This is a genomic window from Aeromicrobium sp. 636 (assembly GCF_024433585.1).
Taxonomy (GTDB): domain Bacteria; phylum Actinomycetota; class Actinomycetes; order Propionibacteriales; family Nocardioidaceae; genus Aeromicrobium; species Aeromicrobium senzhongii.
Genome location: NZ_WNJU01000001.1, coordinates 1,318,820 through 1,333,467 on the forward strand (window position 1 = coordinate 1,318,820; position 14,648 = coordinate 1,333,467).

Here is a 14,648-nt window from a genome sequence, read left to right on the forward strand (position 1 = left end):
CCCATCCTAGGAACCCCGGGCCCACGTCTGGCGCACCTTCTTACACTGGTGGGGTGACCAGCCCCGCGCGAACGACGGCCAAGGCTGCCGTGCGGACCGCGGGAGTCAGCGTCGGCACGTACGTCGTCCTCATCGCCCAGGCCCTCCTCGCACGCCGTCGGATCGGCACGACCACGGATCGCCCGCCCTCGGGCAACGGTCTCTACGGCCACGACCTCGACGGCGATCCCCTCCGTTGCCTCCTGCTGGGCGACTCGACCATGGTCGGCTACGGGATGAAGTCGGTCGACAACACGCCCTCGGCGCTCGTGGGCATCGGGCTCTCGCACATCCTGGGCGTGCCGGTCCAGATCCACAACGAGTCGTTCGTCGGTGCTCGCTCAAGCGACCTCCAGGGCCAGATCGACGCCGCGGTCGACCTGAAGCCGCAGCTGGCGATCATCCTGGTCGGCGCCAACGACATCACCCACCAGGTGCCCGCCAAGCGCTCCGCCCGCCGACTCGGCGCCGCGGTCCGGCGACTACGCGCCATGGGCTCGGAGGTGATCGTCGGGTCCGTCCCGGACTTCGGCACGATCAAGCCGCTGCCCGTCCCGCTGCGCACGGTGTGCCGGTACTGGAGCCGCCACCTGGCACGACGCCAGACGGTCGCCGCCGTCGAGGCGGGCGCGCGCGTCGTGTCGCTCTCGGACGTGCTGGAGCCGCTGCTGCTGCTCAAGGCCGATGCGCTCTTCGGTGACGACCGCTTCCACCCGAGCGCCCACGGCTACGCGACCGTGGCCAACTTCCTCGTGGACGCCGCCGTCACCCAGTGGCGGTCCAGCGTCGTCCGCCCGCTCGAGGAGGCGCCGCTCGAGCAGATGACGCTCGAGGAGGCCGCCGAGTGGGCCGTCGACCACGGTGGCACCCAAGTCGCGCCCGCGCCGCGCGGTCGCCGCTGGGCGGCCGTCCTGCGCTGGCGCCGCTGACCGGCTCAGGTCCCGGACACGACGAAGGCCCGCCACCGTGAGGTGACGGGCCTTCGTTCGGAGTGGATCAGTTGTCTCCGCGCAAGATGGCGAGGACACGCAGGATCTCGAGGTACAGCCACACGAGGGTGACGGTCAGGCCGAAGGCCGCACGCCAGGACTCGCGCTCGGGCAGACCGGCCGCGACGCCGCGCTCGACGAAGTCGAAGTCCATGATCAGGCACAGGACCGCCAGGCCGATCGCGAACAGCGAGACCAGGAGGCCCAGGAGGCCGAAGCTGCGCAGACCGCCCTGGTCGAGGACGCCGAAGATGCTCAGCAGGAAGTTCACGAGCATGACGCCCGCAAACGCGAACAGCGAGATCGTGACGACCTTGCGGAACTTGTCGGTCACGCGGATGTTGAAGAACTTGTACGCCGCCAGGGTCGCACCGGCCGCGACGAACGTGCCGAGCACGGCCTGGAAGACGATGGTCGAGTCGCCGACCCACGTCGAGACGATCTTGGAGAAGGCGCCGACGAAGACGCCCTCGGCTGCGGCGTAGGCCAGGACCAGCGCCGGGCTGATGACCTTCTTGAAGGAGTTCACCATCGCCAGCACGAAGCCGACGATCATGCCGCCCATGGCGAACATCCACGCGGTGTTGACCGCGGACTGGTCGACCGTGCCGAGCTGGTCGTCGAAGACGTTGCCGATGGTGAACCAGGCGATCGCGGCGAACAGCACGACCGTGCCGACCGTGATCGCGGTCTTCTCGACGACGGTGTCCAGGGTCATCCGCCCCGGCGAGGAGGGAGCCTGCAGCCCGGGTCCGGATGCGCCGCGTCCGTCACCGCCGGACAGGTCGATCTTCCACTGCGACGGATCTGCGTACTGCGTGGTGCCGCGGCCGTTGAACTCCGCGTTCTTCGCAAAGACGGGGTTGCTGCTCCTCATGGTCTCCTCCGGAGAATGTGGCCCCGCGCGCCGGTGGTGGCGGGGTCGGTGTGTTCACCTTATACAACGCCGCCACCGCCGGGTTTCTTCCGCTCAGCGCGGCGCCTTCGCGTCCTTCGCGTCCTTCGCCACCTCGGCGTCCTGCTGCACGGCCGAGAACAGCGCCGGCACCTTCAGGAACGGCGCCGGGCGGTCCTGCGGGACGGCGCCCTCGATGGGCTTCGTCGGGTCGTCGTAGGAGGACTCGGCCATCGTCATGGGAAAGACGTTCCACGCCTGCGCCCCCGTCTCGAGGACGGTCGGCACCCACGCGCCCGGTGTGGTGCACTCGCCGGTCTCGGCGTCCTTGGCCAGGCAGCCGTTGCCGCCGGGCACCGAGGTGGTCAGGGGCTTGCCGTCCTGGTCGAACAGCTGCACACCGGTGAGGGCCCGTCCCCGCGCGTCGTAGGCGAAGATGTTCGTCACCTCGTTGCCGTTGAGGTACACCCCCGTGCCGTCGCCGTCATCGTCGTAGACGCCGCCCTCGTAGTCGTAGGCCGAGTCGGCCCTGTCCCACGCGTTGCCGAGGTCCGCATGGGTCGGCACCTGGGGAAGGGCGAAGATCAAGGTCACGACCGCAATGACGTTGCCGGCCCCGATGAGGAACCTGGCCCACGTGGGCCAGGTGCGCTGGCCGAGGAACACGCTGCCCGCGATCAGCACGAGCAGCAGCGCCCACTGGACGAGGTCCGCCGGGAGCAGATCGCCCTCGAACCCGAAGAACGCCCCGAAGCACTGGAAGGCGGCCCAGGCGCGCGCGATCCACCACGCGGGCCGCAGCGTGGCCAGGAAGTCCAGGGCCGCCGCCGTCGCCGGGTTGGCGCGCAGGCTGCGGCGCAGGTCGGCGCCGATGCCGGCGACCTGGGCGCCGATCGAGGCGATGCGTCCGCGCCGGGGCTCCGGCGTCGGAAGGCCGGCCGCTCCCCGCAGCTCGGCTGCGTAGGAGACCGGATCGGGCAGCTCGCGGGCCAGGTCCTCGGCGTACGCCTCGGCCAGGTCGGCCTCCAGGCCCTCGGTCAGCTCGTCGACCTCGTCGGCGGGCAGGTCGGCGAGGGCCGCTCGGACCTCCGCGGCGAACGCGGTGATCTGGGCGGGCAGGACGGGGGTGGCGTTCATGCGGCGTTCCCTTCGAGCAGGCGGTTCATCGTGTGGGCGAACTCCGCCCAGGTCTTGCGCTGGGTGGTGAGCATCGCCCGCCCCTGGGGGGTGATGCCGTAGTACTTGCGGTGCGGCCCCTCCTCGCTGGGGACGACGTACGAGGTCAGGGCGCCGGCCGAGTAGAGCCGGCGCAGCGTGCCGTACACCGAGGCGTCCCCGACCTCCTCGAGTCCGGCCGTGCGCAACCGGCGCACGACGTCGTAGCCGTAGCCGTCCTCGCCCTCGACGACGGCCAGCACGGCCACGTCGAGCACTCCCTTGAGCAATTGGGTCGCATCCATGGACCAGACAGTACCACGCAGTCCGCATTAGTGCGGACGAAACAGCACCGCTCGGGGCGTGTCGTGGCCTGCGGGCCTAGCCGCGGCCGAGGCGCGAGGAGGCCAGCAGCGACTCGGGCAGCGCTCCCCCGGTGGCCGCCGCAGCGAGGGCCTCGCCCAGCGCAGGCGCCTGCTTGAACAGGTTGTTGCCGGCGACCAGCGAGACTCCGTCGTGCTGCCACACACCGACACCGTCCTCGCCCCACGGCAGTGAGGTGACCCAGCAGTGGATGTGCGCGACCGGCGTCGGATCGAGGCCGGGCAGGGCGCGACGCACGTACGCGACCGCGCGGTCGGCCAGGGCGTCGAGCGCCTCGGGATCGACCGACGAGCCGTCGTCGTTGACCTGCACCTCCTCGGCGATGCCCACGCCGTAGCGGGTCCGGTCGGCGCTGGCGGCGGCGTAGACCCGCGGCTCACCGAAGGCACCGCTCATGTCCTGCAGCGTGGCCAGGGTGGCCGGCGGCTCGCCGTCGACCGCGAACGTCACCCGCACCTGGGCGGAGTTGCGCACGGGCAGCGACAACCCGAGCCCGTGGGCGATCGCCGCGGTCCCTCGGCCCGCGGCGACGACCACGTGGTCGTGCTCGGTGCGGCCGGTGCCCGTGCGGACCTCGACCGTGCCGCTGGCGGTCGGCCGGACCGTGAGGACGTGGTCCTGGACGATCGCGTCGCCGAGCCGAGCCGAGATCCGCTCGACCGCGCCGGCGGCGTTGATCGAGCCACCGCCGGCGTCGATCATCGCCGGACCGTCGTAGTGGGCCAGCAACGGCAGGCACTCGGCCAGCTCGGCGGCGTCGATGCGTCGCGCCTCGAGACCGTCGACCTGCGCCAGTGCGGCCAGCTTGGCGTCGACGTCGGGGCCGAGCGCCACGGCGCCGCCGGTGGACACCAGCTCGAGACCGAGGTCATCGCCCCACTCGCGGTACAGGCGACGCGACCGCGTCGTGAACGCGGTCAGCCGCGGGTCCAGGTGCGCATGGCGGAAGATCCGCGAGTCGCCCGCCGACTGGCCGCCGCCCGGACGACCGGCCTCGTAGACCGTGACGGACGCCCCCGCCCGTTGCAGGGAGTAGGCCGTGGCCAATCCGACGATTCCCGCTCCGACGACTGCCACGTTCGTACCCACTGCCATGGGCCCAGCCTAGGGCGCCGCGGACGGCTCAGGCGTCGACGTCCACCATGTGGTGCACGAGGTCGTGCAGCCCGTAACGGGTCAGCGACTCGGCCGTGAACGCCGAGCCGTTCGACCGCAGGCCGGGCCGCGTCCAGTCGGTCACGAGCGCGATCTCGGCCGCGAACGCGTCGGCGGCGGGGCCCAGCTCCGCGGCCACCGCCACGGGATCCTGGGCCGCGTATCCGGTCTGCGCCGCGGTGGCGTCCTGGTCCCAGTCGGGGAACTCGGGCGCGTCATGCTCCCGGATGAGCCGCAACCGCTCGGCGAACAGCAGGAGCACGTCCCGCACGTGGCACGCGTACTCCAGCACCGACCACGTCGCCGGGTCAGGACGCTCGGCCGCAGCCGGACGGGCGAGCGCGACGCGCCACCGCGGAACCATCGCCCGCACCTCGTCGCCGGCGCGCTCGACCTCGACCGCCGACGCGTCGAAGCCGCACTCCGCGCAGGGCTCGTCGAGCACCCACGTCCAGTCCTTCGTGTCCGGGATGATCGCCATGCCGATCACGATGACAGGCTCGATAGATTCGAACCATGCCCCCAACCGCCGAAGACCGTCGAGATCGTGCCGAGGAGCCGCTCCGGCGCGAGGTCGTCTCCTTCACCCGCCGCGGCGGCCGCCTCACGGAGCGGCTGCAGGGCGCGTGGGACGATCTCGCCGAGCGCTTCGTCGTCGACATCCCGCGCGGCCGGACCAGCACCTCGGTCGCCGAGGGGTTCACGCTCGACCCGGCGACCCTGTTCGGCCGCGAGGCGCCGCTGATCCTCGAGATCGGCAGCGGCCGGGGCGAGTCGCTCGTACACGCGGCCCGCGAGAACCCGGACACCGACTTCATCGGCCTCGAGGTCTACGTGCCCGGCGTCGCGCAGACGCTGCTGTCGATGCGGCACCACGGCGTCGAGAACATCCGGCTCATCATCGTGGACGCGGTGCCCGCGCTGAGCCGCATGCTGCCGGCGGAGTGCCTCGACGAACTGCGGATCTGGTTCCCCGATCCGTGGCACAAGACCCGCCACCACAAGCGCCGCCTGGTCTCGGACGAATTCGTCCCGGTCGCCCGCCGGGCCCTCAAGCCCGGCGGCGTCTGGCGCATGGCCACCGACTGGCAGGACTATGCCGACCAGATGCTCGACGTCGTCGGTCGCGCCGAGGGCTTCACGACCTCGGGAGACTGGGCCGAGCGCTTCCCGGGCCGACCCGTCACGCGGTTCGAGGCCAAGGGCCTGGCCGTCGGTCGCGCCATCCGCGACGTCGACGCCATTAAGATGTCCGCATGACCCACGACCTCACGACCGCCGAACTGCTGGGCATCACCCCGGGTTCGCTGGTGTGGATCGTGGGCGACTCGGTCGAGGAGACGGCTCTGCTCGACCCGCTGCCCGAGGGGGTCGAGACCTACGAGGACGAGGTCGTCGAGCAGCCGGACGACCGCTGGTTCGACGACACGTGGACGGGTGCCGAGAACCAGCTCGAGCCCACCGAGCCGGTCAAGCCCTCGGGCATCGACACCGCCGTGATCGCCGTGTCGAACAGCCAGGAGTTCCACATGCGGCTCGACGACGTCCTGCCTCGGCTGGGCTCCGTCGGCAGTGTGTGGGTCCTCTTCCCCACCGGCTCGCTGCCGCTGCCGATCCTGAGCACGGGCGTGAGCGAGTACGGCTGGGGCACCGCCGAGCCGACGCTGCTCGACGACACGTGGTCCGCGGTCCGGCTGTGGCAGTCCTGACCGCCTGAGGTGCTCCCGGCGGGATTCGAACCCGCACTGGGACGGGTTTAAGCCGTCTGCCTCTGCCGTTGGGCTACGGGAGCGAGCCCAGCCTACGAGCCGGCGCGATGGTCGACCACGACGTCGACCGGTTCCTCCCCGGCCACAAGCCGGGCGATCTGCCCCCGCACGACGGCCTGGATGCGCGGCGCCATCGCCGAGGTCATGCCGCCCACGTGAGGCGTGATGATGACCCCCGGAGCCGACCACAGCGGGTGGTCCTGCGGGAGCGGCTCGGGGTCGAAGACGTCGGCGGCGTACCTCAGCCGTCCCGCCTCGGCGAGCACCGCCGCGGTGTCGGCCGTGCGTCCTCGAGCCACGTTCACGACGATCGCGCCGTCGGGCAACCGCGCCAAGAAGTCGGCGTCGATGATCCGCTCGGTCTTCGGGGTCAGCGGCACGGCGACCACGACCGCGTCGACGGTCGGCAGCAGCTCGTCGAGCTCGTCGGTGCCGTGGACGTGGCCGGACTCATCGTCACGAGCACGCGAGCCGACCCGCACGAGCTCGCAGCCGAAGCCGTCGAGGCGGCTGGCGACGCGTGTCCCGATGCCGCCGACCCCGAGCAGCATGACCCGGCGGTCGAGCAGGCTCGAGGACCACTTCTTGCGCCACAGGCCCTGGGTCTGGCGAGAGGCGAAGACGTCGAGGTTGCGGGCGGCGGCGAGCAGGAGCGTGACGGCGAGCTCGGCGGTCGAGTCCTCGTGCACGCCGACGGCGTTCGCGTATCGACCTCCGGCAGGCAGCAGGTCGGCGACACCGTCGTAGCCCAGCGACTGCCCCTGCACGAGACCGATCCGCGACACGTCGATCGCGGCGAGGTCGGTGGGAGCCAGCGTGTACGGCCACACCACGAGATCGAGCCAGCCCTCGGGCTGCTCGACCGACCCGTCCCAGACGACGAGTTCGACGTCGAGATCGGCCAGTGCGCTGAGCCAGGACTCGTCCGGCACGGAGACGCGCATCATGCTCCTTCCCGGGCCGCGGCCCATGCGATGCCGTCGAGGATGTCCTGCTCGCTGACCACGATCTCCTCGGTGACGCGGGGCAGGTGCTCGAGGACACGGTCCAGGATCAACGCTCCCCCGGCGATCACGTCGGCGCGGCCCGGGTGCATGTACGGCAGGGCCCGGCGGTCGGCGACCGGCATCTGCATGAGCGAGCTGCACGCGGCACGCAGGTCGTCGATGTGGATTCGGGCGAGGTGGATCCGCTCGTGGTCGTAGGACGGCAGCGCGAGGGCGTGGGCAGCGATCGTGGTGATGGTCCCCGCGACGCCGACGATCTCCTCGGTCGGCGGCAGGTCCGCCAGCTTCGGGTTGATGACCGCATCCAGGTGCGTCATGCAGGCCGTGACCTCGGCGACGGACGGCGGGTCGGTCTGCAGGAAGCGCTCGGTCATGCGCACCGAGCCCAGGTCGAAGGAGTGGGCGAACGTCGGGGTCCCGAGGCCCTGGACGACCTCGGTCGACCCGCCGCCGAGGTCGATCACCGTGGTGAGGACGTCGGCGACATCGCCGGTCGCCCCCTCGAAGGAAGCATGCGCCTCCTCGTCGCCGGTCAGGATCCGGGGCCGGACGCCCAGGACAGCCTCGACGGCGTCGGAGAACTCCCGCGCGTTGTCGGCGTCGCGGACGGCGGAGGTCGCCGCGAAGGAGACCACGTCGACACCCATCGCCTCGATCGCCAGCGCGTACTCGCGGCAGGCGGCGAGCGTGCGCTCGACCGCCTCGGGTGCGAGCGATCCGCTCTCGTCGACGCCCTGACCGAGCCGCACGACGCGCATCTCGCGGGTCAGGTCGACCTTCTCGCTGCCGTCGATCCGGGCGATCAGCAGCCGGATGGAGTTCGTCCCACAGTCGATCGCAGCCACCGTCGTCCCACCCATGGCGTTCAGGCTAGCGGGGGCCGCTCCACCGCGACCGGGCCGGTCAGGCGGGGTCGGCCTGGGCGGCTGGAGCGCAGCTGGAGTGTCCCCAGTAGTCGCCCAACAGCCGCACGGCCTCGTCGCCGAGCGGGTTGACGCCCGGGCCCTTGGCCAGCGAGTGCGCGACGAGCACGTGCAGGCACTTGACCCGATCGGGCATGCCGCCGGCGCTGATCCCGTCGATCTCGTCGACGTGGCCGATCGCCTCACGCTCGGCGAGGTAGGACTCGTGCGCGGCCCGGTAGGCGGCCGCGAGCTCGGGCTCGTTGCGGAGCCGCTCGGTCATCTCGGCCATCAGACCCGACGCCTCGAGGGTGCCGATCGCACCGGTCAGGCGCGGACACGTCAGGTAGTACAGCGTCGGGAAGGGAGTGCCGTCGGGCAGCCGGGGCTCGGTCTTGACACCGTTGGGGTGGCCCGAGGGGCAGCGCGAGGAGACCTCGATCATGCCTCGCGGGGGTCGTCCGAGCTGCTCGGTGATGGCCTCGATGTCGGCCGGGTCGATCATTCGTCGGGCTCCAGTGCGGGATCGGAAGGTGTCTCGGGTGCGGCCTGCTGTGGCGCCTGTCCGGCGGCCTCGACCGAGCCCCACAGGCGTTCGACCCAGGGCCGACGCGGCGCCGCCTCGGGCGCGTCGAGCGTCGAGGACTGGCCCTTCAGCTCGCCGTCGACGCCGATGACGCGGTAGCCGACCTCACCGGGCATGACCCAGCCGAAGCGCTCGCGCGCCTGCTGGCGGATGTACGCCGGATCGTTCCAGCGTCGCTGCTGGTCCTTGAGGTCGTCGATCTCGGCCTCGGTGCGCCGGTTCTGCGACTCCAGGGCCGCGATCTCGGAGCGCTGCTGCCACCAGGCGTGGACCGAGGCCGTGTAGGAGGCGATCAGCATGACCGCGACGCCCAGCAGGATCAGTGCACGCGCCGTGAAGCGCGTGCCGGACCCCGAGGCGCCGACCGATACCGGGGCGACCGAGGGACGCGAGCTGGTGCGCGGGGTCGACCGGCCGTCGCGCCGACCCGTGGGTCGACGCGACGACGGTGACGATCCGCGTCCGGCCATGCTCAGGCGAACCGGGGGAACGCCCGCGCGCCGGCGTAGCTGGCGGCCGAGCCGAGCAGCTCCTCGATGCGCAGCAGCTGGTTGTACTTGGCCACACGGTCGGAGCGGGCCGGGGCGCCCGTCTTGATCTGGCCGCAGTTCGTCGCGACGGCGAGGTCGGCGATCGTGACGTCCTCGGTCTCGCCCGAGCGGTGGCTCATCATGTTGTGGAACCCGGCACGGTGGGCCATGTCGACGGCGTCCAGCGTCTCGGACAGCGAGCCGATCTGGTTGACCTTCACCAGCATGGCGTTGCCGGCCTTCTCGGCGATGCCGCGGCTGAGGCGCTCGACGTTCGTGACGAACAGGTCGTCGCCGACCAGCTGCACCTTGTCGCCGAGGGCGGCCGTCATGGCGGTCCAACCGGCCCAGTCCTCCTCGTCCAGCGGGTCCTCGATGGACACGATCGGGTAGGAGGCGACCAGCTCGGTGTAGTACGAGATCATCTCGTCGGACGTCTTGGCCACGCCCTCGAAGGTGTAGCCGTTGTCGTCGTGGAACTCGCTGGAGGCGACGTCCATGGCCAGCGCGATGTCGGAGCCGACCTTCAGGCCGGCCTTCTCGATGGCCGTGGCGATGAGGTCGAGCGCGGCCCGGTTGCTCTCGAGGTTCGGCGCGAAGCCGCCCTCGTCGCCCAGGCCCGTGGACAGGCCCTTCTGCTTCAGCACCGACTTGAGCGCGTGGTAGACCTCGGCGCCCCAGCGCAGCGACTCGGCGAAGGACTCCGCGCCGATCGGGGCGATCATGAACTCCTGGACGTCGACGTTGGAGTCGGCGTGCGCGCCACCGTTGAGGATGTTCATCATCGGGACGGGCAGGACGTGCGCGTTGGGGCCGCCGACGTAGCGGAACAGCGGCAGGCCGGCGGACTCGGCGGCGGCGTGCGCCACCGCGAGGGAGACGCCGAGGATGGCGTTGGCGCCGTACTGGGCCTTGTTGGGGGTGCCGTCGAGATCGATCATCATCTCGTCGATGGCGCGCTGGTCGTCGGCCTCGAGCCCGACGAGCGACTCCGCCAGCGGGCCGTTGACGGCCTCGACCGCCTTCAGGACGCCCTTGCCGAGGTAGCGGTCGCCACCGTCGCGCAGCTCGACGGCCTCGAACTGACCGGTCGACGCACCGGAGGGAACAGCGGCGCGGCCGAAGGAGCCGTCGTCGAGGACGACCTCGACGGTGGGGTTGCCACGGGAGTCCAGGATTTCGCGTGCGGCGACGTCGTCGATGATGGCCATGAGAGGCTCCTCGGTTGGGAACTGGGGTGTGAGGTCGATCAACCTCAGCCTAGCGCCGTCGGCGCCCGGGACGCGGTGGGCCCGCGGGCGCCGGACGACAGCCGTCACCCGGGGCGGCACGGGGCCACGTGCGCCATCGACCGCCTCTCCCGTGGGAAGGTGAGCCCACACATCAGCAGGAGGATGGACATGACGGTTCAGAGTGACGGGCCGGGCGGCCTGGAGGCCGTGCGCCGCGCGGGCATCGAGACCACCGGTATCGAGATCGTCGACGAGAGCGAGCGCACCGCGAAGCCGTCCGACCTGTTCTGGCCGTGGTTCGCCGCGAACGTGTCGGTCTTCGGCATCTCCTACGGCAGTTACCTGCTGTGGGCGGGCATCTCGTGGTGGCAGGCCTCGCTGGTCGCCGTCGTCGGCATCACGGTCTCCTTCATCGCGTGCGGCCTCGTCGCGATCGCCGGCAAGCGCGGTTCGGCGCCCACGATGATCCTGTCGCGCGCACCGTTCGGCGTCGTGGGCCAGAAGCTGCCGGGCGTCTTCAGCTGGATCATCTCGATCGGCTGGGAGACGTTCCTGGCGATCATGGCCACCCTCGCGACGGCGACCGTCTTCCGCGAGCTCGGCTGGAGCAGTGGCACGACCACCAAGGTCCTGGCCATGGCCGTGATCGCGGCGCTCATCGTCGCCGCGTCGGTGGCGGGCTATCACGTCATCATCCGGTTCCAGTCGGTGCTGACGTGGCTCACCGGCCTCGCCACGATCGTCTACATCGCGCTGACGCTCGACCAGATCGACATCGACGCCCTGAACGCCATGCCGAACGGATCGATGCAGGCCGTCGTGGGTGCCTTCGTCATGGTGATGACCGCCTTCGGCTTCGGCTGGATCAACATCGCCGCCGACTGGTCGCGCTACCAGCGGCGCGGGACCTCGGGCGGCCGGATCGTCCTGTGGAACACGATCGGCGGCGCGCTGGCACCCGTCGTGCTGGTGCTCTACGGCATCATGCTGGCCGGCTCGCGGCCCGATCTGCAGGACGGCATCGCGAACGACCCGATCGGCACGCTCGCGACGATCCTGCCGACCTGGTTCCTCGTGCCGTTCCTGGTCGCCTCGGTCCTGGCGCTGGTCAGCGGCGCGGTGCTGGGCATCTACTCCTCGGGGCTGACCCTGCTGAGCCTCGGCGTCAAGGTGCCGCGCCCGGCGGCCGCGTTCGTCGACGGCGTCATCCTGACGCTCGGCACGATCTACGTCGTCTTCGTCGCGCAGACGTTCCTGGCGCCCTTCCAGAGCTTCCTCATCACGCTCGGCGTCCCGATCGGCGCGTGGGCCGGCATCGTGATCGCCGACATCGCCTTGCGCAAGCACGACTACGACGAGGCGGCGCTGTTCGACCCGAAGGGCCGGTACGGCGCGGTCAACTGGCCGGCCATCGCCACGCTCATCGGGGCCTCGGTCGTCGGCTGGGGCCTGGTCGTCAACGCCTACCCGGCCGACGTCACGTGGAACAACTGGCAGGGATACCTGCTCGAGCCGCTGAACCTCGCCGAGTGGAACTCCGAGAAGCTGGAGTGGTCGGGCGCGTGGGCCTTCGCCAACCTGGGCGTGCTGTTCGCCTTCGTGATCGGGTTCGTCGTCACGCTCGTCGTCCAGCGGGGGCGGGTGCGCCGCCAGGAGTCGGTGTGAGCACGCCCTGGCTGGTCGTCATCGACCCGCAGCGCGTGTTCGCAGCGGCCGACTCGCCCTGGGCCTCCCCCATGTTCGGCTCCATCGTCGAGCCCATCCGTGAGCTCGCCGGCACCCACCGCACGATCGTCACGCGCTGGGTGCCGGCCGCCGGGCCCGAGCGCACCGGCTCGTGGGCGGCCTACTTCGAGGCGTGGCCGTTCGCGGACCGGCCGGCGCGTGATCCGCTCTTCGACCTCGTGCCCGAGGTCGCCGACCTCGCTGCCGAGGGCACGGTCGACGCCACCACCTTCGGCAAGTGGCCGGCCCTCGAGCGAATCACCGGTCCGGCGCCCGAGCTGCTGCTGACCGGGGTCGCCACCGACTGCTGCGTCATCTCGACGGCACTCGCGGCCGCGGACGCCGGCGCCACCGTGCGCGTGGTCGCGCAGGCATGCGGCGGCTCCACCCCCGAGAACCACGCCAAGGCGCTCGACGTCATGGCTCTCTACGGGCCTCAGATCACCGTCGTCTGACCGCAGACCTCGTCCGCGCGCCCTTGCGAATCTCACCCGTCACCGGGTCGGTTTCACCTTCCCTCCGCCGCCTTCGAGGAAGCCGTCCTGCGGCCATCTGACGACGCGCGTCGCCGTCGAAGGAGGCATATTGACGCAAACCGGGGTGCAACCAGGAGTTAAACCGCCGGTTTGCCTCGGATATCTCTTGTGACATTCGTCTCTTGCGTGTCACGATCAACAACGTGAGCACCATTCGCAACATTCATCCCACCAGTCTCCTGCTTGTGGTGTTCGTCCTGCTCGTGGCACTGACCGCTCCCGCCGAGGCGCAGGCGCCCCGGCAGGCGGTCGCCGGCACGATGACGGCAGCCGCCGCGACGAAGGCCAAGGCCAAGAAACCGGCACTCAAGCTGACCGCGTCCCGCAAGAAGGTCACCGCGGGTTCGAAGGTGCGCTTCCGCGTGGCCAACGGCACGAAGGCCAAGCGCAAGGTCCGCGTCCAGCGCTGGGACCCCAAGAAGCGGGTGTGGCGCAAGGTCACGACGCGCAAGGTGTCGCGATCGGCCACCTTCACGGTCAAGGTGCCGAACGGGACGTGGCGGTACCGCGCGGTGGCGGCGAAGGCGAAGACGCTCTCGAAGGGGAAGGTGCGCAAGCTCCCTGCCGTGCGTTCGACGACCATCGCCATCAAGGGCACCCGTCCGTCGAAGCTCAAGCCCAGCCCGCGGCCCGTGGCACCTCGGGCCTCGAAGCCCGGTTCGTTGCCGGTGGGTTCGGCGTCGTATGTGGTGCCGGTGGGTGCGGTGTTTGTTGCGGCGTCGGGTTCCTCGGGTGGTTCGGGGTCGCAGTCTGATCCGTTCGGGTCGTTGGGTGCGGCGTTGGCGAAGGTGAAGTCGGGGTCGACGTTGGTGTTGCGGGGTGGGTCGTATCACGAGTCGGTGCGGGTGCCGTTCAACAAGAAGGTGACGATCCAGCCGTATCCGGGTGAGGCGGTCTGGCTCGACGGGACGGTGCCGGTGACGGGGTGGCAGAAGTCGGGTTCGTCGTGGTTCGTGTCGGGGTGGAACCACAATTTGGATTCGCGGGTGTCGTTCAACAGTGCTGCTGATCAGTCCGACTGGTTCGTCGATCCGAAGTATCCGATGGCCGGTCACCCCGACCAGGTCTGGATCGGTGGGCAGCGCCTGGCCGAGGTCGGGTCGGCCGCGGCGGTCAAGCCCGGCACGTTCTTCGTCGACACCGCCGCCAAGCGGCTGGTGGTCGGGTCGGACCCGACCAGCAAGCAGGTCCGCGCGAGCGTGTTGCAGCGGGCGCTGCAGATCCAGGGCGAGGGCACGATCGTGCGGGGCATCGGGGTGCGCCGTTACGCCAACACCCTGCACCTGATGGGCGCGGTGACCGCCGAGGTCCACGACCTGGCCCTGGAGAACATGGTGATCACCGAGAACGCCACCGTGGGTCTGTATGGGTGGAACGACCGGCACCGGTTCCGGCGCCTGACGATCACCGACAACGGCATGCTCGGCTTTGGCCACGCCGGCGCCAAGGACATGGTCCTGACCGAATCGATCGTCTCGGGCAACAACTCCGAGCACTTCAACGGCGCCCCGGTCGCCGGCGGCATCAAGATCGGCCGCAGCACCGGCGTGACCGTCAGCGCGAACCTGGTCCGGGACAACATCAACTCCAGCGGCATCTGGCTCGACGAGTCGGTCAAGGGCGCCACCGTGGTCGCCAACACCGTCCGCGACAACGACACCACCGGCATCATGGCCGAGATCAGCGACAACGTCGTCATCGCCGACAACCACGTCACCGGCAACCGCGGCACCGGCATCTGGTC

Annotated in this window: 16 protein-coding genes and 1 tRNA gene; 6 read left to right on the forward strand and 11 right to left on the reverse strand. The window is 70.6% G+C overall.

Annotated features, from left to right (window positions below; genetic code table 11):
- Positions 1-53 precede the first annotated feature (53 nt).
- The gene (locus GL325_RS06560) at positions 54-968 is read left to right on the forward strand and encodes an SGNH/GDSL hydrolase family protein (RefSeq protein ID WP_187768965.1); all 915 of its coding nucleotides are present in this window, start codon (positions 54-56) and stop codon (positions 966-968) included.
- Positions 969-1,035: 67 nt separating this feature from the next.
- Here the strand turns inward: GL325_RS06560 and GL325_RS06565 are convergent, their stop codons facing one another.
- From GL325_RS06565 to GL325_RS06585, 5 genes are all read right to left on the reverse strand, one after another.
- Positions 1,036-1,905: a Bax inhibitor-1/YccA family protein gene (locus GL325_RS06565; RefSeq protein ID WP_187768966.1), complete on the reverse strand. Its 870-nt coding sequence runs from the start codon at positions 1,903-1,905 to the stop codon at positions 1,036-1,038.
- A 93-nt stretch (positions 1,906-1,998) separates the two neighbouring features.
- Positions 1,999-3,060 carry a hypothetical protein gene (locus tag GL325_RS06570; RefSeq protein WP_187768967.1) on the reverse strand — a complete coding sequence of 354 codons (1,062 nt, stop codon included), beginning with the start codon at positions 3,058-3,060 and terminating at the stop codon, positions 1,999-2,001.
- Positions 3,057-3,383, reverse strand: a complete 327-nt coding sequence (locus GL325_RS06575; protein WP_154595681.1) for a PadR family transcriptional regulator — start codon at positions 3,381-3,383, stop codon at positions 3,057-3,059. The genes GL325_RS06570 and GL325_RS06575 overlap by 4 nt, the downstream gene beginning before the upstream one ends.
- A gap of 76 nt (positions 3,384-3,459) precedes the next feature.
- A complete protein-coding gene (locus GL325_RS06580) occupies positions 3,460-4,557 on the reverse strand; it encodes an FAD-binding oxidoreductase (protein WP_187768968.1) in 1,098 nt (365 codons plus the stop codon).
- 28 nt (positions 4,558-4,585) lie between these two features.
- Positions 4,586-5,098 (reverse strand): DinB family protein, encoded by a 513-nt coding sequence (locus GL325_RS06585; RefSeq protein ID WP_187768969.1) that lies wholly within the window; start codon positions 5,096-5,098, stop codon positions 4,586-4,588.
- Between the two features lie 35 nt (positions 5,099-5,133).
- Between GL325_RS06585 and trmB the strand changes: the two genes are divergently transcribed.
- Together trmB and GL325_RS06595 are read left to right on the forward strand one after the other, a co-directional pair.
- Positions 5,134-5,877: a tRNA (guanosine(46)-N7)-methyltransferase TrmB gene (gene trmB / locus GL325_RS06590; RefSeq protein WP_187768970.1), complete on the forward strand. Its 744-nt coding sequence runs from the start codon at positions 5,134-5,136 to the stop codon at positions 5,875-5,877.
- On the forward strand, positions 5,874-6,326 hold the full coding sequence (locus GL325_RS06595) for a hypothetical protein (protein ID WP_154595685.1): 453 nt from the start codon (positions 5,874-5,876) through the stop codon (positions 6,324-6,326). Before trmB ends, GL325_RS06595 begins: the two co-directional genes overlap by 4 nt.
- Positions 6,327-6,336: 10 nt before the next feature.
- Here GL325_RS06595 and GL325_RS06600 read toward each other — a convergent pair.
- The 6 genes from GL325_RS06600 to eno all read right to left on the reverse strand — a co-directional run bounded on the left by GL325_RS06600 (position 6,337) and on the right by eno (position 10,622).
- Positions 6,337-6,409: transfer RNA gene (locus GL325_RS06600), tRNA-Leu, on the reverse strand.
- A 9-nt stretch (positions 6,410-6,418) separates the two neighbouring features.
- Complete coding sequence (locus GL325_RS06605; RefSeq protein WP_187768971.1) at positions 6,419-7,333, reverse strand: NAD(P)-dependent oxidoreductase; 915 nt, start codon at positions 7,331-7,333, stop codon at positions 6,419-6,421.
- Positions 7,330-8,253 carry a Ppx/GppA phosphatase family protein gene (locus GL325_RS06610; RefSeq protein ID WP_187768972.1) on the reverse strand — a complete coding sequence of 308 codons (924 nt, stop codon included), beginning with the start codon at positions 8,251-8,253 and terminating at the stop codon, positions 7,330-7,332. Before GL325_RS06610 ends, GL325_RS06605 begins: the two co-directional genes overlap by 4 nt.
- Positions 8,254-8,296: 43 nt before the next feature.
- Positions 8,297-8,800, reverse strand: coding sequence for a DUF501 domain-containing protein (locus tag GL325_RS06615; protein ID WP_154595688.1), 504 nt, complete (start codon positions 8,798-8,800; stop codon positions 8,297-8,299).
- Entirely contained in the window at positions 8,797-9,351 is a 555-nt protein-coding gene (locus GL325_RS06620; protein ID WP_187768973.1) for a septum formation initiator family protein, read from the reverse strand. The genes GL325_RS06615 and GL325_RS06620 overlap by 4 nt, the downstream gene beginning before the upstream one ends.
- Positions 9,352-9,353: 2 nt before the next feature.
- Positions 9,354-10,622 carry a phosphopyruvate hydratase gene (gene eno / locus GL325_RS06625; RefSeq protein ID WP_187768974.1) on the reverse strand — a complete coding sequence of 423 codons (1,269 nt, stop codon included), beginning with the start codon at positions 10,620-10,622 and terminating at the stop codon, positions 9,354-9,356.
- 189 nt (positions 10,623-10,811) lie between these two features.
- On the opposite strand from eno, the gene GL325_RS06630 reads away from it, so the two are divergent.
- The 3 genes from GL325_RS06630 to GL325_RS15935 all read left to right on the forward strand — a co-directional run.
- Positions 10,812-12,308, forward strand: a complete 1,497-nt coding sequence (locus GL325_RS06630) for a cytosine permease (RefSeq protein WP_187768975.1) — start codon at positions 10,812-10,814, stop codon at positions 12,306-12,308.
- A complete protein-coding gene (locus GL325_RS06635) occupies positions 12,305-12,823 on the forward strand; it encodes a cysteine hydrolase family protein (RefSeq protein WP_187768976.1) in 519 nt (172 codons plus the stop codon). The genes GL325_RS06630 and GL325_RS06635 overlap by 4 nt, the downstream gene beginning before the upstream one ends.
- Before the next feature lie 224 nt (positions 12,824-13,047).
- On the forward strand, positions 13,048-14,648 hold a 1,601-nt coding region (locus GL325_RS15935), incomplete at its 3' end, for a right-handed parallel beta-helix repeat-containing protein (RefSeq protein WP_187768977.1).